This window comes from Burkholderia sp. Bp9143 (assembly GCF_003853645.1).
GTDB lineage: Bacteria > Pseudomonadota > Gammaproteobacteria > Burkholderiales > Burkholderiaceae > Burkholderia.
In genome coordinates this window covers 1-19,596 of the sequence record NZ_QTPO01000049.1, presented here as the reverse complement: position 1 = coordinate 19,596, position 19,596 = coordinate 1, and the positions used below count along the sequence as shown (strand labels likewise).

Below are 19,596 nucleotides of genomic sequence, written 5' to 3'. Positions count from 1 at the left end.
ATCGAATTGGACTTCCTTGAGCTGACATTCGCACCATCGAGGCCTGCTTTGAGGTAGCAGTGCGATGCACATCACGTGGTTCTGCTAGATCAGGGTTGAGGCTCAGGTCGCCTGACGGTTCGTCCATTTGAGGTGCCAATGCTCTTCGAGCTTCTGCTGCAGCCAGGATGCCAGCTGTTCAGCGTGGTCAATCGCCTCCAACAGCTTCTCGCGGCTGATGTGGATCGTCGGGGAGAGGAAGCTGGTGGCCGCAGGGTCCATTCCTTCGTCTTCAGGCCGGACGAAAAACGGCCTTGGATACGCCTGCAGTGACTTCTCGTCGTGGGTCAAGTGATCCAGAACGAGATCCGAGTGTTGCGCCCGATTCCGCGCCAGCACAACTTGCTTCAGCACGTCCAGGTCGGCAGGGCAAGTGGACCAGTCGAGTTCGAAACCTTCGGTGAAGCATTCAACATAGCCGGCGATGAAGCCGGACTCGAAGGCTTTCTTGAAGCACTTCGCGCACGGCGGCTTGGTCCACGTGCGTCGCTCCCACGTGACGAAGAACTGCTTCAAGGCCTCGGACAGCATCGAGACTGCCGCCCGACCAACCAACTCATGCTCGACGTCAGCTTGCAACCATTCGTTTAGGAACGCCGGCTCTCCGCTGTCGTCGTATGGCGGATCGTCGAATGGTGGGAGTGCGTTCTGAATGCACCGCTTCGTTTCGACGAACGGTGCCGAGGCGGCATCGTAGAAGTGACGGATGAGGGCGGTGCGCTGCTTGAGGAAGAAGTGGACGTCCATGACATCAAGACTCTTTGGAGGCTTTTCGTTTCCGCTGCTAGTTCCAGCCTCGGAACAGGGCCGAGCGCGCCGTGATGCGCTCACCGGTTGACAGCAGCTGCACCAGCCAGTTGTTATTGGAGTTGACGAAGACGTTGTTCAGCACGACGTCGAACTTTTCCTTGGATACGGCCATGGTCTCGCTGTTCAGGTCAGCCAGCGTGCCAGCTAGGTAGTCCGGGAGCCTGACCAGTTCGTCGAAGCGGTGCTTGCCGGTCTTCTCAGGAATCTCAAAGCCAAGGGTGGCCAGAGATGCGCCAAGATTCTGAGCCTCCCGCTGCTCAGGTGTGGCGAACTCGATTGCCTGGGTCAGGTAGTAGACGTACGCCAGGTCAGACACCACGGCGTCATGGCGCTCAAAAAGTGCATCCCGATCAGAAATCCAACGGATTGCCCTGGCGCTCACCGCTTGGTTGAGCATGTTGCAGAGGGTCGCCACCATCGCAGCCACCAGATGAATCTGCCTGGCTAACTTTGCGTTCACGCCCTTGTGGCCCAGGTCTCGTTCGAAGGCCTTCAGCCGCTTGATGGCGCTCTGGTGATAGTCGATGTCGCGCGCATCCTGGTAGAGCGAAAGGCGGTCATCCATGAAGGATATGGCTCCGGCGACCAGCGCGCTCATGGCGTCTACGCTCAGGTAGTCGCGCAGCAGCGCAGCCTCCCGCCTCAAGAGGAACGAGACGCTGAACGTCACAGGCACCTCGCAGGTCAGGTACTGGACTAGGCCGAGCGGAACCTTGCTTGTATTTTTCAGGTCCTTGGGCGCCGCGCCGGCTATGTACTCGCAGATGTTCTCGGCCTTGTCGTGCGGGGCGACGACTACAAAGCTGAAGACGTCGTTCCCCTTGTTGACGTCGCCAATGCAGTAGTCCGAGACCACTGACCATGGCATGCCAGCTGGATAGCGAGCGAACCACTGCTTCAGCTGCAATCGCGTTGTCGCAGTGGCTTGAACTAGGACGGGAAGCAGGTCAATCATGGCCTAATGGTAGAAACTACCTTCCGTGTGTCGCCAACTTTGCTAGCAAGTAGCTGGCGACCGTGCCAACAGACTCAATCGCTGCCTTGGCCTCAGGATCTGTGAGCGTCGGTAGCCACGGGCGGCCGTGGCCAGAGCCCTGCTTGTTCCGGACGCGGTTAACACCGAGCGCGGTGGCGAACAGGCCCCGCTCCATCGCGCGGACAGGCGACTCGCCCTGAACTTCAGGTATCTCCGGCACCGCAAGGTCCAGCGCAATGAAGGCCATGCCCAATAAAGCCTGAAAGTTGGCACCCGTGGGATAGCTGCCCCGTATTGTCATGAGCACGTGGGCAGCAGTGGCCTCAAGCAGGTCCTTGCCCGTTCCAGCCACAAGGGCCGCATCCTCGGCGCCTCGCTGTGCACGCCGCGCGTAGCCCAGCAGTGCATCAGTCAGCTCCGGGCCACGAAGAGCTGTGAGCACTTTCGGGGCAAGCGTTCCGTCGTCTGCGAGGACAAAGCCAACGCTGTCGCAGGCCGACTTGGCGTTCGCAATCGCCTCGGAACCAACGAAGTTTGGTGCACCAGCGCGGAAGCCGCCACACGCACGAATCTTTCCCAGGAGACCCATGGCGAACTGCGAGGCGGCGGTGGGATTGGCCGTCATCGCCTCGTACAGCACAGCCCTGACCCGCTTGGCCTTCCCGATCAGTTGCCCCTGTTGTTTGGGATCGAAGGCTCTCAGCCCGGACGCGTTGATTTGAAATTCGATGTCCGAATGCGATGGCTCTCGATAGCTTCCGCTGTTCCCCGAGTCGTCTACCAACTGGGTAAATGCGTGTACGACCGTGTCAGTAACAGGAATGTTCGGCATGGCGCTAGCGTACCCGAAAGCCGCCGTTTGCCACAAACTCCTTCTGGCCGAACGCCGACGTTCCTCCCCGGCGTTCCCCCGGAATTCCGCGATGAACCAAAAAAAACCCCGCCTTGGATACCAAGTGCGGGGCGAGGTGGAGCACAACGAGGAGAAGAAATCCAATTTTCCAACCGGGCTTACGGCATGGTATCCGGGACCTTGAGCATGCGGAACCACCGCGCGTCGCCCCGTCATTGTGCTGCTAGGCCGCGAGCCGCTCCTGCTCGCTCAGCGCCCCGGACGATTCGCGCCAATATGCATTCACCTGCGCAACGATTCGGACTACCGTCGCGCGCGGCGCCCGTCTCAGTTGCCGATCGTAGAGCGCCAGCAACCCGCCGATCGCACCTGCCGAGGAACCCGTCGTCACCGCACATCGTCCAGCGACCGCCGCATCCGAGTCGATTTCATTGATCGCGTCCTGCGCGCCCGCTAACGTCGCTCGACTCTCGCTTCCGTCACCTACCCCCGCCTCCAACAGGAAGTACGTCGCAACAAGCGCATGGGTCAGCACGGCCAGCGTATGGCGATCGCCCTGACCCGCTCGCAGCGTGCTCAGCGCGAGATAGCACTCAAGTGCAATCCGGTCACGATCCGCGGCAGGGATGGGCAACAGATCGGACTTGGATCGAATCGCGGACTTCGGCTTCATGGAGGAGGCGCAAGCGGTTGTAATGTCCTGTGATTACGGCATCGCGACGGGCACGCTTTAGCCTACCGGCGGCGACGAACCTTGACATTCCGTAGCGACCGGCAAGATGGATGCATGCTCAATGCCCATGGAGGCCGAAATGCAAGGCAAGTCACTCTTTCTCGACCGCGCAGTCTCCCGTTCCCACGACTGGGCGCCGCGCTTTCCCGCCCTGTCGATGGCATGCCGCGAAGCCGGCTCGATTTCGTGCGGCCGCCAGGTGGTAGTTGCGGCCGCCGACGATGACGGCATTCGATGCACCTTCTTCACGAACCTCGGCGCGGTGCTGGAATTCAGTGCGACGTGGGCCGAGCTGGAGCAGGCGCGCACCTGGTGGCATTTTGTCCGCCAGTGGAATTTCTGGATCGTCGATCAGCCGGACTCGATCCGCCGGATTTTCACCCGCGCGCCGAGCGACGAGCGCACCGTGAGCGTCATTCCGACAACCGTTACCCGACACGATACCGACGATTATCTTCGGTATCTGGAGCGCGTCGAAGCCGCCGCGCGCAGTACGGCCGTCTGGTCGCCTGCAGCCGCCTGAGAGAGCAAGTTACCGAGTCGTGAATCTAATAATGGGGACATTCTCTGTTTAATTCCCCTTTGTCTGTCACACAAAAGCGGCAATAATGCGCCGGTCACGACCTTATTTTCATATTACAAATGTTGGAGCAGCTTTATCCCTGCGACCACTGCGGAGGGCGGCCGACGATCGGGCGATCGCAACGGCTGATCGATTGCCCAGAGAACCGCGCGTTTGATTTCAGCCAGTTCGGTCGCTTTGGCGGGCCGCCATGCCTGGGAGACGTGCTCCCGCGCCCGCCCGAAGCACCGCTGACCGAAAAGCTCGTCTGCATCCATTGCACCGGGTGCGGCTTGTCGACGCAGTGGGAACCGATCGGCGATGACGAGATCGCGGCCAAGACGCGCTGCGCGGAAACGTGGAACCGGCGCCTGAGCCGCCCGAAAGCGGGCGAGAACGATCTGCAAACGCTTGTCGAACGCGAGCTCGGCGCATGCGATGCGCAGTTGGTCCTCGACCTGTTGTCTCGTGCTGAGGGCGACTGGGCCACGCTCGGCCCCGTCTTCAAGATGCTCGCGCAACGCATCGTCGACGCTGCCGTCGTCACCATCGACACGTGGCCGATCTCCCCGGTGCTCGAAGACGCCGCGCGATACCGGAAGCTCGTCCAGCTCGCAAAGTGGATGGAAATCGACGGCCACGACTACGTGCAGTTCCCGAAGATTCCATCGCCTTCCGAACACATGGACTTCCTGTTCGAAGACCGGATCGCGATGGCCGTTGACGCGATGCCCGATCGGGATCGCTGGTGAAAAAAAAGCCGGCGCGAGCCGGCTTCAAAAGAGTTCTAGCCATATCCGAGGGCCGAGCTAGAACCTGAGAGACAAGTCCATCTTACCGAACGAGCCATCGGCCGAGCGGGCATAACATGCCCCATTTCACCGCTCATTTCGACGTGCATGCGATTCTGTCGAACGATGCCCTCTTCGCCGCTTACTTCCGATCCTGAGCCGACGCGAGCAACCGATAGAGCGCTTGCCTCGAAATACCGAGCGCTGCGGCTGCATGACTTTTGTTGCCTGCGGCGGCCCGCAGTGCGGCCTCAACCGCATCCACAGTGGGCAGTTGCTTGCGCATTGCCTCCTGCCGCGCGAACGTCGACAGATAGGCATTCGCCTTCGATTCGCGGCTATGCCCGGCGGCGGCCACGACGCGGCGCTTCGCCTCTTCGTGCGCCTGGGGATCGGGCCGGACCGATGCCCCCTTGATTGGCGCCGGCACCTCGGCAACCTGCTCGTATAGCGTCTGCAGGTATTCGTGCCGCAAGCCGTGACTCGTAATCCCTAGCCCGGTCTTCGTCACCCCATGCTTGCCGAGCACGTAGTAGTACCAGTCTCGCCATTGCTTGAGCGTGCGGCCGGCCGGGATCGTCGAACCCGATGAGCCGTTATTGAGCCGAGCCGCCTCTTCCAGAATCGAAATCTTCCGTTCGATCGGCACTTCACGCGGCCGACCACCCTTCGTGCCACGCGTAACGGCCAGTGTCTGCGGATTGCGCACCGCCTCGAGCGGTCGCAGCATGAAACTCTCCTCGACCCGCAACCCGAATGCTGCCTGCAGCTTGAGTTGCACCGCCGTATACGGACAGGTCGACGCGATTTCATCGATCTTCGCTACAGCGTCCACATCATGCGCGACCCACGACTTGTCCTCAGTCGCCACATAGCTGCGCACCAGGCCCGCGGCTTGCCGGTCCACGTAATCGCCGAGCGTGCCGACCAGATTGGTCTTGCCCATCCACAGGGCGATCGCGCGCAGGTAGGTGAGCTTGTTCTCAATCCGCCCCCCCGACTGCCCCGCATCGACCCACCGCGTGACGAGATACTTCACGTGCTTTTCCTTCAGCGACCACGGGCTCTGCAACGCGAAGCCGCCTTCGCGCAGCTCAACGAACGCCTTGCACAGTGCAGCCGCACGGTTTTCCTGCGTCCTGATCGAGAGCGCCCGCGTGCTGATGCGTGTGGTGCTATGGATGGCTGCAACGTGCTGATCGAAAAGCACCAGCAGCGCGTCGCGAAACTCGGGCGACAGTCGATAGCGGCCCACAACCGCTCGAACGTTGAGGATCACTGCCATGCATTTGCTCCTTGCGGCCCCGGCCGCACCTTCGTTGATTCGTTGCCGCAGCGCGTTCGCGACGCCCCTACCTGACGCCGTGCGCGATCACGTTGCAGCTCATCCCGCTTCGTCGGATTCCGCCGGCTCGGTCTTGCGTCTTCCTGTCCTTTAGCGATGTCCATCCGATCAGCCCGGTGCATGGGAAGTACATGCACGCCGACTGTCCAACCTGCTGCCTGAACAACGCGCCCCGCGCTTCGCGCAAAACGCCGTCATTCGTGCGCCCCCTCATCGGTCGCGCTGCGCGAAGAAGCTCCGCGCGGGTACAGCTTCGTGGCTACCCTGCAGGCCAGCGCGCTCGCGTCGCCACACCCGCTGCTTTCGCGAATGCGCACGCCGGGCTGAATGCCGGGTAATTCCTGGTGAGACCTTTCGGGTACGGCGGCTCAGACCGTTTTTTCTTCCTGTCAGGGAATCGCGATACCGGGCCTTTGCCGGTCGCATGATTTCCCCCGCCCCCAAGCACACTCATGTCCGCCGCGGTGTATCGGGCTTCCTGAGTGCACCCAGCATCGATCGCTGAAAGGGCGTGTTCAGACATGCAGAGCACCCGTAGAGCGTCCGGTGTCCGGGGCTCCACATGTTCTCGTGCTGTCCTGTGGCGACAAACCGTCGCCGATCGTATGGATATCGCACTGTCCAGCGGTCCTCACTGTGGACCGCTGTGTACTTGATCTGATTCAGAAAAAGGCCGCTTCGTTGTGCGGCCCGAACACTTGACTGCTTTTTGGGGCCCGTTGCGGGCCAAGAGGACGAGCGAGTGCCTTGCACTCGGTTTCGATGCGTCGAAGACGCGGTAGGTGAGAAGAAGAATAGAGCGATTTGCGCCGACTCGCCGGCCGAAAGCTGACGGGAACCGGCGCGCTTTGCGCAACTTGACTTCGCGCATCGCTCGATAGACTGGGTTCAGCAATCTCGGACTTCAACTCGGAGTTGTGCGGGGCTCACTGCGCAAACCCCCAGATCAAGTCGGACTTTGGCGACGCTCATTCGACAAAGTCCGACTTCATGTCCGACTTCGCTTTCCCGCTGCGCTCAATGTCCGACTTCAAGTCCGACTTTGATTTGTGGCACCGCCCCATTCGATCCCATAGGAGTCGCCTTTGAAAACCGCAGTCTTCGCCGTCGATGTCGGCTATGGCAACACGAAATACGCTCACCGCGCCGCAAGTGGAACGATCGCGACCGGCATGTTCCCGTCGCTGACTCCCCTCGCCGCGAGCCGCACGCTATCCGGATACGGCGAGAGCGTACTGACCGCGCGTAAGGTCTCGACGATCATCATCGACCAGGTCGAATACGAAGTCGGGCCCGATGTGCCGCTTACCGCAGCCTACGGCAATACCGGCCGAGCACTGGCAGACGACTACGTGCTGTCCGACAACTATGCCGCCCTCTTGTTTGGCGCGATCCACTTTTCTGGCGTCACGCACATTGAACGGTTGGTGCTCGGCCTGCCTGTCCACAACATGAAAAAGTACTCGGCCGAGCTGAAGGAACGCTTCGCTGGGGAACTGGATTTCGGGGCTGGCCGGGTCACGGTCGATAAGGTCGTGGTGATCCCACAGCCGCTCGGCTCGCTGGTACTCGCGTCGAGCAATCGCCAGCACGAGTTCGGGCGAGACGTCGCCCACCTCGTCGTCGACGTCGGCTACTTCACGACCGACTGGGTATATGCGAACGGCTTCACGATGGATGACAACCGCAGCGGCGGCATGCCGGGCGGCGCATCGCAGATTTACCAGCGCATCGCCAACCTCGTCGCGCGCGACCAGGGCGACGCAGTCGAAGACATCGAACGTATCGATAAGGCATTGCGGGAGCAGACACCGTTCTTCTTCTACGGAACCAACATTGATCTTGCGCCGTACCTTGAGCAGGCCCAACCGCTCATTTCGGGCGTCGTCAAGGAAATGCAGAACAACGTAGGCCGCTTGCCGAACGTGCGGTCGATCATTCTTTCCGGCGGCGGCGCAGCGCTCTATGCGGCGGTCATCCGACGCGCGTTTCCTCGCGTTCTCATTGAGGTGATCGACGCACCGTGCCTCGCCAACGTGCGCGGCTTCCTGATGGTCGGGGAAGCGGGCCTTGCTCGCGAACGTCGCTAAGGAGACGGCATGAGCGACAAGATCGAGATGACTGTCACGATCAATCCGCTCGTGTCGCCGCTGCTCTTCGAGCGACTGAGCGCGTGTACATCAGCCCGCCATCGCGCCACGATTCTGAGGTCGTTGGCGGAGGCAACGCTCCGTCAGGAGCTGACCGGATACGCACGCGCGCCTGCTCAGGCGACGACGCAAGCGTATTCGCCTCCTCCGGCGGCAGCGGCGCGCACGCCGGCGGCGGTCGACAACGAGGAATTCCAGGTGCTTCGGGTGGATGACTCGGGTCACGAAAGTAGTGGCTTCGGTGACGAGCTAGGCGGACAACTTGCGGGCTACTTCGAATGACAGGGCCGCCGCAGCACGCTATCGCAGCTTGACTTTGGATTGGAACTGCGAAGATTGATACATAACACCGGTGTTCATGGCGCGCATCGCGCTATGCACCGGTGCATTTAGGATGCACACCATGCTGGAACTCATCGACTGGATTCGCCACGGCGAACTGATCCACAAGCTGTCGTCGCCGTACCTCTGGCTCAGCTTCGTTGCAATGCGCATCGCGATCGAATACTTCTTCACGGGGCTCGCCAAGCTGGAACATGTTTCTGGAGACCACGAATGAACAACAAGGTAATAGCGATCGCGACGGAAGCTCACCAGTTGTACAAGCGCCTGCCGTTCCTGGTCCGACGCTTCATCCTGGCATACGCCTTCGCCTTCGTCTGGCTCTTCGGCATCGTTTTGCATGCGCACCACTATGGGAGTCTGGCCGAGCCGTTTCTCATCGGTGGAGCGATTGGCGCGGTGTGGGCTTCGGGCGCCTATAAGCTTTTCCTGCTGATCCTGCGGATCGTGCTGTAGGCTCCGGGAGGCCGTTGCCGATGCGGAATCCATGGGCGAAAAAAAAGCGGCTCACCAAATGGTGAGCCGCTTTTCTTCAAGTTCAATGTCTACGACTGGCCGCCTTTTGCGCGAGCCATGCCATACAGAAGTCCACGGCCGGTTCGAATGGCTCGTCCCGCAACACATAACGGGCCTCACCCTCGCACTTCCGGTCGATGACATCGAAGGCTTCCGCTTTCGACAACACCGTCGGCTGCCTGCCATTCGCCGCACCCGTGGTCGCGACGATCTCGAACTCCCCCAGCAACATACGAAAGGCCATCATCAGTCTCCGAATGAGGCCCGGCGCAATACGGCCCGGCGGGGACGTATCCCCACCGGGCAAACAAAGCAATGCCGGCGATCGCCGGCGTTCAGTTCAAACTACACGGCACCCTCTGCCATGTACGAGCGCGAGATTCCGCCGGCGCGCTTCATCACGCATCGCCCGTCTCGCGGACGCTCGCTCGTAACGTTGCGTCCTGCGCTTGTACTGCTGAGCCCACACGTCGCAGAAATCCACGCCTTCGACCACCGAACGGACGATCGAGACGCGCTTTCCGAGGCGACGAAGGCGATCGGCCAGGATTTGGGCGTGATGCTCGCCGGGCCGATAGCCGTGGCGGACATCGACCCGATCACGGTCAGCGTAGATAATCACGTGGTCGTATTCGTCCCAACGGATGTCAGCACGCTCAAGGCCGCCGCAGTTCAGCAGGCTGCGAACCTCGATACGATTCTGATACCGCGCAACCACCGCGAACCCCGTCTCCGAACCCTCGACCAGCGCGAGAGTCCGCGACCGTGTCGTGTTGAGCAACACGGACGAGCCAAAACTTCCGTCCGGCGCGCTCATCTCCAGCTTGGCTCGCGGCTTCCCCTTCTTCGTCAGGAAGGGAACCTTCGTGCCATCAGCCGCGAGGTAGGTTCGATGAAGGCGACGCGGTTTTCCGGCCGGCGAACGCGCACGCAGCAGCATGATGGGAAACTTTCCTTGCTTCTTTCCCCATGCATCGACGTACTCCATACCAGGGTGGTAGCGCACATCCTTCCCGATCCATTCGATTTGCAGCCCGGGGATTCGCGTCGACAAATACGTCCATACCGGCGACTCCGCCGTGACCGGCCCGGCGCCATCCCATGCGACCTGCATCTCGCGACACTTCTGCTCGTCGCTTTTCTCAGGCCGGACCGGGACAGGTTTCACCTTGCGCGCCACCTCGACGGGAATGCCACCGTTGTAGTTGCCGGTCTCGAGCTCGTAGTAGATCTCGCGATACGGCTTGCCCGTCACCTCACGGATGAGCTGCACGCCCGTACCGCCCTTCGCACAGCGGGCGCAGTACCAGCCGCCCTTCGGATCCTTCTCGGGCGAATAGAGCCGAAACGTCTCCTCGCCATCACACAGTGGGCACGCCCACCAACGCTTCTTGGCGTCCCCCAGATAACGACTATCGAGATAATGCGGAAAGATGTTTGACCAGTTCAGGTCCTCGAGAACCAGCTTCTTCAGCTCTCGCATGATTCAGCCTCCTTTTGCGCTGTGGCAAAAACGTACGAAGCAGCAGCCCCATCAATCGATGTGGTAGCCAGCACCGGTGGATCAAACGCCCTCTCGCTTTTCACGCCCCCGGCCGTCGCGTCGAATCGACGTGACATGGAGAGCACTGCGCTGCGCGAAAGGTGAAACCACTTCACATTCATCAGTTGCTCTCCTGTTTGGATTGCGGTTTTGGTCGATGCCTGAGACAGGCGTGGAAACGCTTGCTCAACCAAGCCGCGCGGGCGCGTCGGCTTGGTTCAGCAACGTCGTGGGATGAACAGGTGGGAGGAGAAGGTCCGCGTGTGATGTGCCGCGAGGCACATCACACGCGAAGGTGAGAGGAAACGGGAAACGCGAAGAGGATCAGTGAGGGTTTTCGGGATCAGATCGCGGCCCACGCTTTGCGCGGGTACCACGATTCGAACGGTATATCGTCGTCCATCTCGTCGAAGCCGCCACCACCACCGTACGACCTCGTCTGATCCGGCGGGGGAGCCGCAGGCCGCGGGCCCGAGCCATTCGCGCGAGCCGGCGCGCGCGCCGCATTGGCCGGAGCCGGTCGGCTCGCGCCCTGCTCGAACCCATCGTCGCCGCCGTCACGCTGCGCGTTTCCGCCGCGGCCGCCGAGCATCTGCATCTGGTCGGCAACAATCTCGGTCGAGTAACGGTCCTGACCGTCCTGGCCTTGCCACTTGCGCGTGCGGATGCGCCCTTCGATATAGATCGACGAACCCTTCTTCAGGTACTCGCTGACGATTTCCGCGAGACGGCCGAAGAACGCAACTCGGTGCCATTCGGTCATTTCCTTGTAATCGCCGCTTGCCTTGTCCTTGTAGCGATCGGTCGTCGCGAGACGGATGTTCGCCACGGCGTCGCCGCTCGGCAGGTAACGGACTTCCGGGTCAGAGCCGAGATTGCCGACGAGGATGACCTTGTTGACAGATGCCATGTACAACTCCTTTATTGAGTAATCGACCAGAGCCATTTGTCCCACATGACTTGCTGGCCATTCACGATCTTGGGTGAACCATCCGACCGCATGGCCGGCACCTTGATCTTCCTGAGACGTTTGACGCTCACGGTGTCGCCAAGGCGACACCCACATTCCGAGATTGCCTCTTTCAAGCCTTCGCCTTGCAGCGTGCGTTCGCCATACGACGTATCGAGACGGATCGCAAAGGACTTGTAGAAGCGTGAGCCGTTCGAACGACGGTCGGGGAATTCGTCCTCGCCCCACCAGGTGATGCGACCGACCACGGCCGCAGACTTGGTAGATTCGTCGCGGCGCGATCGCGCCGGACGTCGAGACGAGTCGCCCGGGCGCTCAAGCTCATCGGCCGGCGCCACTTCCATCGGCTCCGCCTCGACTGACGACACATTGGAGGCGGTTGGCATTTGGACGCCGGCCGCACGCCGAATGGCGGTTGCGATAGCATCCTTCAGCGCGGACCGGTGCTCAGCACGCATCGCCCAGTGCGGTTCAAGGTCCGGCAGGATCTTGAGACCGAACATCGTGTCGCCGGTGTGATCGTCGAAAGCCGGTTCGAATTCGACGATACAGTCGCCCTCGTCAACGAACAGGTGGGGAATGCCGTCGATCGTGACGTGGGTCTCGTTCGACGCGCCCTTTCCGACCACGCGCTCGCCGTCCGTTGCGCACGCACCCGAAGACGACTGGTTGGTCGTCTTCCGCCCTTCGCCGGGGAACGCATTTGCGAGCACGCGCGTGATGAACATCGCTACGCTTGCCATTGCGCCTCCAGGGACAGTTGCCCGCTACACCTGCGGTTAAGCCGCATGTAGTCGAAGTTGAGCAACGGGTTATCTCGGATCACGTCCTGCATCGAGCGCGACCGAATCCGGCCGAGCGAACAGACGAGCGGATACGGGATCGCACCGGACCAGAGTTCCATGATCCATCCGAGCGTCGCGTAGTAGTCGGCCTTGTCAACCGGACGATTGCACAGTCGATCCCGGAGGATCTCCGCACAATCCATCAGCGCTTCCGGCACGCTGTCACCGTGGCGGCTGTCGACTGCGAGGAAGAACACCGCTTCGGCGAGCTGCTCGCGAACGTGAGGTGTCCACTGGGATGGGTCGGGAAGCGGGTCGGGTTTCGGTGGGGGGATAACGATCGGCGATGCGTCGCCGAACATGTCGAGCTGCCAGGCAGCCACATGCGGTTCCATGAGAATGCTCCGGTCGTGCCGGGCAACCTCATCTCCGGAAACCGGGAACGGGGTTCCCGGCGGGGGTGAGGCGTTGGCCGCGCGAATTGCTTCGCACGGTCAACGGGATGGCAGGCGCCTTACTTACTTGGTGCCCGTCTTGATGGGAATGACGACAGCCGATTTCGCGTACTGCCGCTTCGGTGTCGATTCGGTCGCGTCGTTCGCCGCAGGTACTTTTGCGGAGCGATGCAACTGTTGAGCAGCGTCCGACCCAGCCGGACGTTCGGCAGGTTCAGGCGTTTGCGCCGCGCGGCGACGTTTGTCGAATTCCGTCTTCGCCCAATGGGCAACGACCAGCATCACAATGCCGGCGACGAAGAACGACATGGTCGCGATATACAGCACCAGGCAAAGCGCCAGCAACTTGAACGGCGATTTGAATGCGCCCTTGAACAGTAGCGTCAACATCTCTCTCTCCAGAAAGGTTATTTACAGAAGGATGTCCGGACAACGTCCGGCGGTTTCGATGCTCGAGGCGAGCAAGGAAATCGGCGCGAAGCGCTTTCGTCCGCGGCCGTCGGGCCCGCGCACGAAAATGCTCGGCGTCGATCAGGAAAGGATGCGGGCAGGCCGCAAGAGTCGAGACCGTTAGGTCCGGAAGGTCGATGCGTCGGGGAAACGCGTAATAGGCCTAGCGTATCGGCTTCGTACGCGGCGGGTCGCCCGAATGATCGGCAATCGCGTACAGCTTTGGCGGAGCGCGTCCACTTCAACCGGTTGACGGGCCTAACCCGGAAAGCTCCAGAAAATCGTATAGCTTTTGCCGGTTCCGCGGACTTGACTTCGCAAATCGCGCGGCAGACTGAAAGCGTCACTTCACTTCAAGGCGCTCATCAATGTCTTCCATTCTGATCTTCGCGTTCATCGGCGGCTCGCTCTACATGGCGTTTCGCAAGCGGCGTCCCACTCAACCGAGCAAGCCGCCCGTGTCGCGCAGCCACGCATCGGGCGACGCCGGCGAAGCGCGCGTGCGCACGGAACTCGAACGCGTGCTCGCGTGGCTCTGCGGCGACGACTACTACGTGCATCCGACGGCGCTGCTGCTGAATCACGCGCCGGGTACGGACTTTCCGACCGCTGAGGTCGACCATCTCGTTATCGCGCCATTCGGAATTTTCGTAGTGGAAACTAAACACTGGGCCGCTCGCATCGCACCGGGCAGCGACGCGACCAAGTTGTTGTGCCATCTGCCCGGCGGCAGGCTCGAGGAACGGCGCTCGCCGCTGAACCAGAACCGGTCAAAGGTTGCGTTCCTGCGCGGCATGCTGCCCGCTATGTGGGACGTTCACGGTGTCGGCGTGTTTTCTAGCGACGTCTGCACGCTGTCGCCGGCGCTGCCCATCGATCTCATTCGTGCGCAGGACCTGGGTCACTGGCTGCGCGAAAAGAAGAATCGCCACGCGCTGTCCGGCCGGCCTTCAATCAAGGTCCAGCTTGCCCATGACGCCATTCGCCGACTCAGCGTTGACGATCCCACGGGGGCGGCTATCGAAATCCATCGCCGCAAAGTTCAGCAATCTTTACCTACCTGAGGGAATCCTCCTAATGTTTCGGTCAATTCTGCCGACAAATTCATAATCCGTAACAATTCGAGTCCGTTTAAAAGCGGGGTGGTTTCGTGCAGCTTTTCGCCGGGACCACGTGAAAACGCGGCGTATGCTGGGTTCGCCACCCGCCCCAACTACTTGTCGCCATTGACGCGCAGCCGAGGAATCCGACCTGCGCGGGCAATGGCCCCAACCGGACATTTCGGAGAGGAAACGTGTCCAACCTTCCGTCCAAGAAACCCCGCCTCGACGAGGCATTTGCATCGCCCCGAGACGACGCGCGCAGTCCCCTCGACCTCCGATCGGGTCGTGACGCCGCTGTACAGCGCGAACAGCAAGAGGCCGCCGGCCCGTCTTTGGCGAGTCTCTCCACCGATATCCTCAACGGCGTAATCCGTCATAGCGAGGAAGTGGCGTCGATTCTAGGCAGCAAGCTGCAGGAGTACCTGCGCATCGGCTATCACTTCTCCGCCATCCGTGATGCCATCGTCAATGGTTACGTGGCCCAACATGGCAATACCCCAGCGACGCGCGAAAGCGCGCGGAAAGTTGCCTACGACTTTCTGACGAGGGAATTCCACAAGCCGAACGCTACCATTCGGCTCTATATCCGCTGCTACGAGAAGTTTGCGAGCAACATCGCATTGGGGTGAACACGTGTCCAAGAATCTGCCCAAACCCATCCAGTCCGACGACGATTTCAACCCGACCGTTCCTGAAGGCGGCCGCACTCCTGCCGACGACGTCGAATCGAGTGCCGATCTGACAGCGAACTTCGCCCACATTCCGACCCAGCTCGAGCTCGGCACCGCCGCACGCGACATGTTCGCCGGCCTGCCCGACTCGCTGATCCGCACGATCATCGAGGAAAGCGAGGAAGTCGCGCACTCGACACGCAAGATCCTGCTTGAGCACATGCGGATCGGCGGCAACTTCGTGCACATTCTCACGGGCGTTGTGGGTCATGAGGTGACGCACAAAGGTGACACTGTCGCCGTGCGCAACCGCGCGAAGGAACTCGTTTACGACTATCTGACGAAGGTGTTTCGCAAGTCGAAGTCGTCGGTTCGGCTGTACATCCGCTGTTACGAGAAGTTCGCGAACAACATGCGCGCCGTCGAGATCCTCTCGCACAGCGACATGGCGCTGCTGGTCGGTAACGACATTGGCAACGAGGTGGTCGATATGGTCATCGACGCCAAAAGCGAGAACCCGAACCTGAGCAAGCGACAAGTCGAGCAGCTGATCGCGAACTACCAGGACAAGCTCGCCGAGAAGGCCAATCAGGTTGAAATGGTCACGACCGACCTCGCGAATACCGTCGGCCGGCTTGATGACGCCCAGGCGGAAATCGATCGCCTTGCGGCGGAACTTGATCGAACGCGGCAAGAGCAGGCCCGCGAGCGCGAGAGCTCGCAAGCCACCTCCGTCGAGTTGGCAAACGTGAGCAGGCAGGTCAGCACGCTGCAACACGAACTGGCGAAGCGGGAGCATGAAGTCAAGCAGATCACACACGATCTTGCCCACCTGAAGGCCAATCCGTTGAAGGAACAGGTCCCGGTCCCCACGGTTCCTGACGAATTCACGAATCTCGAAGATGCGCTCGCAACCAAGCTCGCTGAAGTAAAGGAAGCCCGCGCCAGTCTCGAATCCATTCAGGCGGAAAAGCAGGCGCTCGAAGGCGAACTTCAGCAGCAAAAAGCGGCGCTCGAGGCTGGTGAAGCATTGGAAAAGAAGATTCGGGCGCTGATCGAGAAGTTCGGCGCATTCGCTCAGGACTACCACAGCGCGCAGTTGCTGGCGACCGCGGACGGCCGTCCCGCGCGCTTCCAGCCGCTGTTTGTGGCGCTCGGCGACCTGATCGGCAAGTTTCACGGGGAAGTGATGGCTGCGACACGCGCGGCATGATGGTTCGGGAGCGGCCGCTCCCGAAATGGCAGGGAAACGAGAAGACTACAAATGGAAAAAAAGAATGCCCGGGAGACCTACCGGTCCGTCGAACGCCTTTACGTGCCTCAATGGCTGACGGAACGAATCCAGGTCACGAATTTCGATCTGGTCGACCACATGAAATGGCTGCTCCAGAAAGATGTTCGGTTTAACGAGATCCTCGCGGTCGAGCGCAAGGAAATCGACCACTTCAAGCACAACGAGTCGTCGCTGCGCAACTTGCTCCACACGCCGTTCCTGATGGTCGCGCCGACGCTGCAAACGGTGGAGGACTGGCGCTGCTTCATCGACGAGACCGCGACCACCGTCGCGGTTGACGAGCTGCGCCGCAAACTGCCGGAGCTGGACGCGCTGTCGACGTACTCCGTGCAACAGCACAACCGCATGTTCCTGGACCTCGTCACGAGCGTGATCCACATGAGCGTACTCGCAGCGCCCCTGCTCGGCATTACGACCGAGCTGGCCGCCTACCTCGTGTCGGTGCCGACTTACAAGCTGCGCCTTGCACTTGGGCGTATGCGTGGTTTGCCACTCTTCCGCTGGCGTTTCAATGCGCCGACCTTCTGGTACCAGTTCACGGCAAGCACGTTGACCGACGAAATGGTCGCTCACCTGATCATGGAGACCTCGCCGATACGCGTCGGGGAACTGCCCAGCAAGGCGGGTTGGAGCGAGCTGCGCCTGCCGCGTGAACGCAACGAAACCTATGCATACGCGATGATGGCCTACCGGTGCCGGGCGTCGACGGCTGCGGCCCTGTTCCGCCTGAACCAGAACGCCATGCGCCAGCGCTACTTCGAGATGCACGGCGTCAGCTCCCCTTGCGGGAACGTGCCGACGTCGCTGACGTGGTTCGTCGAAACGCCGCACAACCGCCTGCACGCCACTTTCTACACGTGGCTGTACCGCGCGGGGCTCGCTGCAGGTGGGAACGCGCCGGAGGCGCTGATCGCGACAAACGATATTTACCAGCAACTGTTCGGCGGCAAGCCGGAAATTTCAGCAGACCGCGGCTGTAACCTGACCCGTTCGATGGCGGCCGACTCGCGCCTCACGATTGCCCCGTGCCGCTCGTGCCGAACCCATTATGTGGTCAGCAACAACGACGCCAAGATCGAGATGCACCAGAGCTTCGACTGCCCGGCTTGCAACCGGCAGCTCGGCGAGAAGAAGCGTCACGCACGTGCACGGGCCGGCCATGGAAAGTCATGAGCAGGAGCCGACGCTGCCTGCCGGCCTCGTCGTGTTCAGTGCGGACGGCCGTGCCGAGTTCGGTTGGCTGAATCCTGAAACCGAGCAGTACTTCTCCGAGGCAACCGGTGAGGTGATACGGGATGCGGTCGGCGCGGTGCCGTGGGCGGCGAATCGCACGCACTGAAGGAGCTCCGCGATGGACGATTACGCTTATCTGGTGGCCGAAAGCAATGCCGCGTGGCTTTCCGGGCGAGGTGACGGGCGCTTCGAGCGCTACGAGCAGTTCTATCGCGCGCAGTGCGGCGGCGGCGCCGGCGGATTCGATCTCGAGCGAACCAACGAGGAATATGTCGCGTGGGTTCAACGCCAGCCTCCGCGTCTGCTCGCGTTATTGGCCAGACCCGTGATCGGTAAAGTGTTCGTCGCGTTTTTCTGCGTGTACATGGCCGCCCAGTTCGTTCCGACGATGGCGGGACAGGCACCGCGCGCCAGTACCGTACTTCTCGGCGCGACCTTTGTCGGTCTTCGGATCTTCCACTGGCGACACCGCAAACGAAGGTGACCGATCCGGCTGATGCCCGCCCTTATGGCGGGCTTTTTCTTGGACACCACTTTGGCACCGACCCGGTCTGGACGCACCCCGAAAGGCGGGTGATTTTGCCAAGACAGGCATGCTGGTTCGAGCGTCTGGCGATACCATGGCGGGCGAAGTCCTACGGGCCACTGGATTCCATGGTGCCCGCCGTACGCGCGATTCAAGTCCTAACCCAAAACGGCCGATATCAGGAACTGGCGATCTTTTGGCTCGGCCTGGCCGCACCAAGAATCGACGATCGGCGGCGCAGACTTGACTTCGTCGGGCGGTCGATAAGTTGAAATTAAGGGTGTGCAAGGGGCACGCCCAACAAAACGAGGAACAGAATGAAGAAAATCAAGACCACCTCCCTTTCGGCCCTTTCGATCGCGGCACTTCTGGCGCTCGCAGCCTGCGGTGGTGGCGGTGACGGCGGCAGTAGCTCCACGGGCTCGACCGGCAGCGGGTCCGGCACATCGGGCGGCGGATCGACGCCGGTCGCCGTTACGGGGACACTCGATTCGCCGCAGTATGCGCAAGGCAGCGCGCAGCTCGCCGCGTTCAATCTGCTGAACCAGTACCGCACGCAATGCGGCTTCCCGGCTCTCAAACAGAACACCGTGCTTGACCAGGCCGCGCAGAATCACGCGAAGTACATGGGCCTGAACAATGCAGTGGTCGATACCGAAGTCTCAGGAAGCCAAGGCTATACCGGTGCCAGTTACATCGATCGGGCGGTCGCAGCAGGCTTCCCGAGCAGTGCAACCGGAATTGGCGTTAGCGTTGGAGTTGCGACGGGGACTGGCAACTTCACCGCAACGCAATTCGGTCAGCAGGCAGTGTACTCGCTGCTCGCCGGCGTTTATCACTCGGATGTAGCTGCATTTCCAGTGGATACCGTCGGGGTCGGCGAGGGCGAAACGCAGACCTCAAGCGGCGGTTTTCAGTTCACGAACTCTTGGATGTCGCTCAGTCTCCTGAATACCCAAATGCAGAAGATCGCGAATTCGCCAGCGACTTTCCCGTGTGAAGGTGTTACGGGTGTTCCGTACAAAGCGGCGAGTGAAATCCCGATGCCGCCGAATATTTCCGCTTCCGGGTGGGGTACGCCGATCGCAGTGATGGGCAATCTGACTGATGCGGTAGTGTTGCAATCAGCATCTGTAACCGGGCCGTCCGGCGCTGTTGCCGTTCAAGTGCTAAACGCCAGCACCGATCCGAACAAAGAGTTGGGAACCTACCAAGCAGCGGCCTATCCGACGTCGCCTTTGTCTCCGAACACGACATACAGCGTCACGCTTAATGGTACGGTCAATGGCACGGCCTTCTCTCGCAACTTCAGCTTCACGACCGGCAGCTAAGTACCAACCGGTCCATACAAAAAAGCGCCCAACTGGGCGCTTCAGACTGCTGACGAACCCCACGTTTTTCGAAGCGTGGGGTTTTGTCTTTCTGGAGTCAGGATTGCTGACTGGCCGC

General features: G+C 61.0%; 24 protein-coding genes. 13 read left to right on the top strand and 11 right to left on the bottom strand.

Annotated features, from left to right (window positions below; all coding sequences use genetic code 11):
• Positions 1–102: 102 nt before the first annotated feature.
• The 4 genes from DIE23_RS30095 to DIE23_RS30080 form a co-directional block, all read right to left on the bottom strand.
• Positions 103–786, bottom strand: a complete 684-nt coding sequence (locus tag DIE23_RS30095) for a hypothetical protein (RefSeq protein WP_124615442.1) — start codon at positions 784–786, stop codon at positions 103–105.
• A gap of 37 nt (positions 787–823) precedes the next feature.
• Positions 824–1,804 (bottom strand): hypothetical protein, encoded by a 981-nt coding sequence (locus tag DIE23_RS30090; protein ID WP_124615441.1) that lies wholly within the window; start codon positions 1,802–1,804, stop codon positions 824–826.
• A gap of 16 nt (positions 1,805–1,820) precedes the next feature.
• Entirely contained in the window at positions 1,821–2,657 is an 837-nt protein-coding gene (locus tag DIE23_RS30085) for an abortive infection family protein (protein WP_124615440.1), read from the bottom strand.
• A 244-nt stretch (positions 2,658–2,901) separates the two neighbouring features.
• The gene (locus DIE23_RS30080) at positions 2,902–3,351 is read right to left on the bottom strand and encodes a hypothetical protein (RefSeq protein ID WP_124615439.1); all 450 of its coding nucleotides are present in this window, start codon (positions 3,349–3,351) and stop codon (positions 2,902–2,904) included.
• Between the two features lie 139 nt (positions 3,352–3,490).
• Between DIE23_RS30080 and DIE23_RS30075 the strand changes: the two genes are divergently transcribed.
• Positions 3,491–3,934: a hypothetical protein gene (locus DIE23_RS30075; RefSeq protein WP_124615438.1), complete on the top strand. Its 444-nt coding sequence runs from the start codon at positions 3,491–3,493 to the stop codon at positions 3,932–3,934.
• 119 nt (positions 3,935–4,053) lie between these two features.
• Positions 4,054–4,725 (top strand): Lar family restriction alleviation protein, encoded by a 672-nt coding sequence (locus DIE23_RS30070; RefSeq protein ID WP_124615437.1) that lies wholly within the window; start codon positions 4,054–4,056, stop codon positions 4,723–4,725.
• 181 nt (positions 4,726–4,906) lie between these two features.
• Here DIE23_RS30070 and DIE23_RS30065 read toward each other — a convergent pair whose 3' ends face one another.
• The gene (locus DIE23_RS30065) at positions 4,907–6,049 is read right to left on the bottom strand and encodes an integrase domain-containing protein (protein ID WP_124615436.1); all 1,143 of its coding nucleotides are present in this window, start codon (positions 6,047–6,049) and stop codon (positions 4,907–4,909) included.
• A 1,145-nt stretch (positions 6,050–7,194) separates the two neighbouring features.
• Between DIE23_RS30065 and DIE23_RS30060 the strand changes: the two genes are divergently transcribed.
• The 4 genes from DIE23_RS30060 to DIE23_RS30050 all read left to right on the top strand — a co-directional run bounded on the left by DIE23_RS30060 (position 7,195) and on the right by DIE23_RS30050 (position 9,057).
• The gene (locus DIE23_RS30060; protein ID WP_124615435.1) at positions 7,195–8,199 is read left to right on the top strand and encodes a PRTRC system protein D; all 1,005 of its coding nucleotides are present in this window, start codon (positions 7,195–7,197) and stop codon (positions 8,197–8,199) included.
• Positions 8,200–8,208: 9 nt separating this feature from the next.
• Positions 8,209–8,541, top strand: a complete 333-nt coding sequence (locus DIE23_RS30055; protein WP_124615434.1) for a hypothetical protein — start codon at positions 8,209–8,211, stop codon at positions 8,539–8,541.
• A 121-nt stretch (positions 8,542–8,662) separates the two neighbouring features.
• On the top strand, positions 8,663–8,818 hold the full coding sequence (locus DIE23_RS39735) for a hypothetical protein (protein ID WP_185646563.1): 156 nt from the start codon (positions 8,663–8,665) through the stop codon (positions 8,816–8,818).
• On the top strand, positions 8,815–9,057 hold the full coding sequence (locus DIE23_RS30050) for a hypothetical protein (RefSeq protein WP_124615433.1): 243 nt from the start codon (positions 8,815–8,817) through the stop codon (positions 9,055–9,057). Before DIE23_RS39735 ends, DIE23_RS30050 begins: the two co-directional genes overlap by 4 nt.
• Before the next feature lie 82 nt (positions 9,058–9,139).
• Here the strand turns inward: DIE23_RS30050 and DIE23_RS30045 are convergent, their stop codons facing one another.
• The 6 genes from DIE23_RS30045 to DIE23_RS30020 form a co-directional block, all read right to left on the bottom strand.
• A complete protein-coding gene (locus tag DIE23_RS30045) occupies positions 9,140–9,364 on the bottom strand; it encodes a hypothetical protein (protein WP_185646562.1) in 225 nt (74 codons plus the stop codon).
• 93 nt (positions 9,365–9,457) lie between these two features.
• The gene (locus DIE23_RS30040) at positions 9,458–10,600 is read right to left on the bottom strand and encodes a primase-helicase zinc-binding domain-containing protein (RefSeq protein ID WP_124615432.1); all 1,143 of its coding nucleotides are present in this window, start codon (positions 10,598–10,600) and stop codon (positions 9,458–9,460) included.
• 403 nt (positions 10,601–11,003) lie between these two features.
• Complete coding sequence (locus DIE23_RS30035) at positions 11,004–11,570, bottom strand: single-stranded DNA-binding protein (RefSeq protein ID WP_124615487.1); 567 nt, start codon at positions 11,568–11,570, stop codon at positions 11,004–11,006.
• Between the two features lie 11 nt (positions 11,571–11,581).
• Positions 11,582–12,373 carry a hypothetical protein gene (locus DIE23_RS30030; RefSeq protein WP_124615431.1) on the bottom strand — a complete coding sequence of 264 codons (792 nt, stop codon included), beginning with the start codon at positions 12,371–12,373 and terminating at the stop codon, positions 11,582–11,584.
• A complete protein-coding gene (locus tag DIE23_RS30025) occupies positions 12,361–12,810 on the bottom strand; it encodes a hypothetical protein (protein WP_124615430.1) in 450 nt (149 codons plus the stop codon). The genes DIE23_RS30030 and DIE23_RS30025 overlap by 13 nt, the downstream gene beginning before the upstream one ends.
• Positions 12,811–12,933: 123 nt before the next feature.
• The gene (locus DIE23_RS30020; RefSeq protein ID WP_124615429.1) at positions 12,934–13,260 is read right to left on the bottom strand and encodes a hypothetical protein; all 327 of its coding nucleotides are present in this window, start codon (positions 13,258–13,260) and stop codon (positions 12,934–12,936) included.
• Between the two features lie 473 nt (positions 13,261–13,733).
• On the opposite strand from DIE23_RS30020, the gene DIE23_RS30015 reads away from it, so the two are divergent.
• The 7 genes from DIE23_RS30015 (at position 13,734) to DIE23_RS29985 (ending at position 19,478) form a co-directional block, all read left to right on the top strand.
• On the top strand, positions 13,734–14,384 hold the full coding sequence (locus DIE23_RS30015) for a nuclease-related domain-containing protein (RefSeq protein WP_260436207.1): 651 nt from the start codon (positions 13,734–13,736) through the stop codon (positions 14,382–14,384).
• 230 nt (positions 14,385–14,614) lie between these two features.
• A complete protein-coding gene (locus DIE23_RS30010) occupies positions 14,615–15,052 on the top strand; it encodes a hypothetical protein (protein WP_124615427.1) in 438 nt (145 codons plus the stop codon).
• A gap of 4 nt (positions 15,053–15,056) precedes the next feature.
• Positions 15,057–16,307 (top strand): hypothetical protein, encoded by a 1,251-nt coding sequence (locus DIE23_RS30005; protein WP_124615426.1) that lies wholly within the window; start codon positions 15,057–15,059, stop codon positions 16,305–16,307.
• 51 nt (positions 16,308–16,358) lie between these two features.
• On the top strand, positions 16,359–17,561 hold the full coding sequence (locus DIE23_RS30000; protein WP_124615425.1) for a FlhC family transcriptional regulator: 1,203 nt from the start codon (positions 16,359–16,361) through the stop codon (positions 17,559–17,561).
• Complete coding sequence (locus DIE23_RS29995; RefSeq protein WP_124615424.1) at positions 17,548–17,727, top strand: hypothetical protein; 180 nt, start codon at positions 17,548–17,550, stop codon at positions 17,725–17,727. Before DIE23_RS30000 ends, DIE23_RS29995 begins: the two co-directional genes overlap by 14 nt.
• A gap of 12 nt (positions 17,728–17,739) precedes the next feature.
• Positions 17,740–18,105 carry a hypothetical protein gene (locus tag DIE23_RS29990; protein WP_124615423.1) on the top strand — a complete coding sequence of 122 codons (366 nt, stop codon included), beginning with the start codon at positions 17,740–17,742 and terminating at the stop codon, positions 18,103–18,105.
• Between the two features lie 359 nt (positions 18,106–18,464).
• On the top strand, positions 18,465–19,478 hold the full coding sequence (locus tag DIE23_RS29985; protein WP_124615422.1) for a CAP domain-containing protein: 1,014 nt from the start codon (positions 18,465–18,467) through the stop codon (positions 19,476–19,478).
• Positions 19,479–19,596 lie beyond the last annotated feature (118 nt).

What these genes read in the sequence shown, in the direction of transcription:
- DIE23_RS29990 (WP_124615423.1), top strand. Translation starts at nt 17,740, where the DNA reads ATGGACGATTACGCTTATCTGGTGGCCGAAAGCAATGCCGCGTGGCTT.
- DIE23_RS30075 (WP_124615438.1), top strand. Translation starts at nt 3,491, where the DNA reads ATGCAAGGCAAGTCACTCTTTCTCGACCGCGCAGTCTCCCGTTCCCAC.
- DIE23_RS30025 (WP_124615430.1), bottom strand. Translation starts at nt 12,810, where the DNA reads ATGGAACCGCATGTGGCTGCCTGGCAGCTCGACATGTTCGGCGACGCA.
- DIE23_RS30070 (WP_124615437.1), top strand. Translation starts at nt 4,054, where the DNA reads ATGTTGGAGCAGCTTTATCCCTGCGACCACTGCGGAGGGCGGCCGACG.
- DIE23_RS30020 (WP_124615429.1), bottom strand. Translation starts at nt 13,260, where the DNA reads ATGTTGACGCTACTGTTCAAGGGCGCATTCAAATCGCCGTTCAAGTTG.
- DIE23_RS29995 (WP_124615424.1), top strand. Translation starts at nt 17,548, where the DNA reads ATGGAAAGTCATGAGCAGGAGCCGACGCTGCCTGCCGGCCTCGTCGTG.
- DIE23_RS39735 (WP_185646563.1), top strand. Translation starts at nt 8,663, where the DNA reads ATGCTGGAACTCATCGACTGGATTCGCCACGGCGAACTGATCCACAAG.
- DIE23_RS30040 (WP_124615432.1), bottom strand. Translation starts at nt 10,600, where the DNA reads ATGCGAGAGCTGAAGAAGCTGGTTCTCGAGGACCTGAACTGGTCAAAC.
- DIE23_RS30055 (WP_124615434.1), top strand. Translation starts at nt 8,209, where the DNA reads ATGAGCGACAAGATCGAGATGACTGTCACGATCAATCCGCTCGTGTCG.
- DIE23_RS30050 (WP_124615433.1), top strand. Translation starts at nt 8,815, where the DNA reads ATGAACAACAAGGTAATAGCGATCGCGACGGAAGCTCACCAGTTGTAC.
- DIE23_RS30095 (WP_124615442.1), bottom strand. Translation starts at nt 786, where the DNA reads ATGGACGTCCACTTCTTCCTCAAGCAGCGCACCGCCCTCATCCGTCAC.
- DIE23_RS30035 (WP_124615487.1), bottom strand. Translation starts at nt 11,570, where the DNA reads ATGGCATCTGTCAACAAGGTCATCCTCGTCGGCAATCTCGGCTCTGAC.
- DIE23_RS30085 (WP_124615440.1), bottom strand. Translation starts at nt 2,657, where the DNA reads ATGCCGAACATTCCTGTTACTGACACGGTCGTACACGCATTTACCCAG.
- DIE23_RS30015 (WP_260436207.1), top strand. Translation starts at nt 13,734, where the DNA reads ATGGCGTTTCGCAAGCGGCGTCCCACTCAACCGAGCAAGCCGCCCGTG.
- DIE23_RS29985 (WP_124615422.1), top strand. Translation starts at nt 18,465, where the DNA reads ATGAAGAAAATCAAGACCACCTCCCTTTCGGCCCTTTCGATCGCGGCA.
- DIE23_RS30065 (WP_124615436.1), bottom strand. Translation starts at nt 6,049, where the DNA reads ATGGCAGTGATCCTCAACGTTCGAGCGGTTGTGGGCCGCTATCGACTG.
- DIE23_RS30030 (WP_124615431.1), bottom strand. Translation starts at nt 12,373, where the DNA reads ATGGCAAGCGTAGCGATGTTCATCACGCGCGTGCTCGCAAATGCGTTC.
- DIE23_RS30080 (WP_124615439.1), bottom strand. Translation starts at nt 3,351, where the DNA reads ATGAAGCCGAAGTCCGCGATTCGATCCAAGTCCGATCTGTTGCCCATC.
- DIE23_RS30090 (WP_124615441.1), bottom strand. Translation starts at nt 1,804, where the DNA reads ATGATTGACCTGCTTCCCGTCCTAGTTCAAGCCACTGCGACAACGCGA.
- DIE23_RS30000 (WP_124615425.1), top strand. Translation starts at nt 16,359, where the DNA reads ATGGAAAAAAAGAATGCCCGGGAGACCTACCGGTCCGTCGAACGCCTT.
- DIE23_RS30045 (WP_185646562.1), bottom strand. Translation starts at nt 9,364, where the DNA reads ATGATGGCCTTTCGTATGTTGCTGGGGGAGTTCGAGATCGTCGCGACC.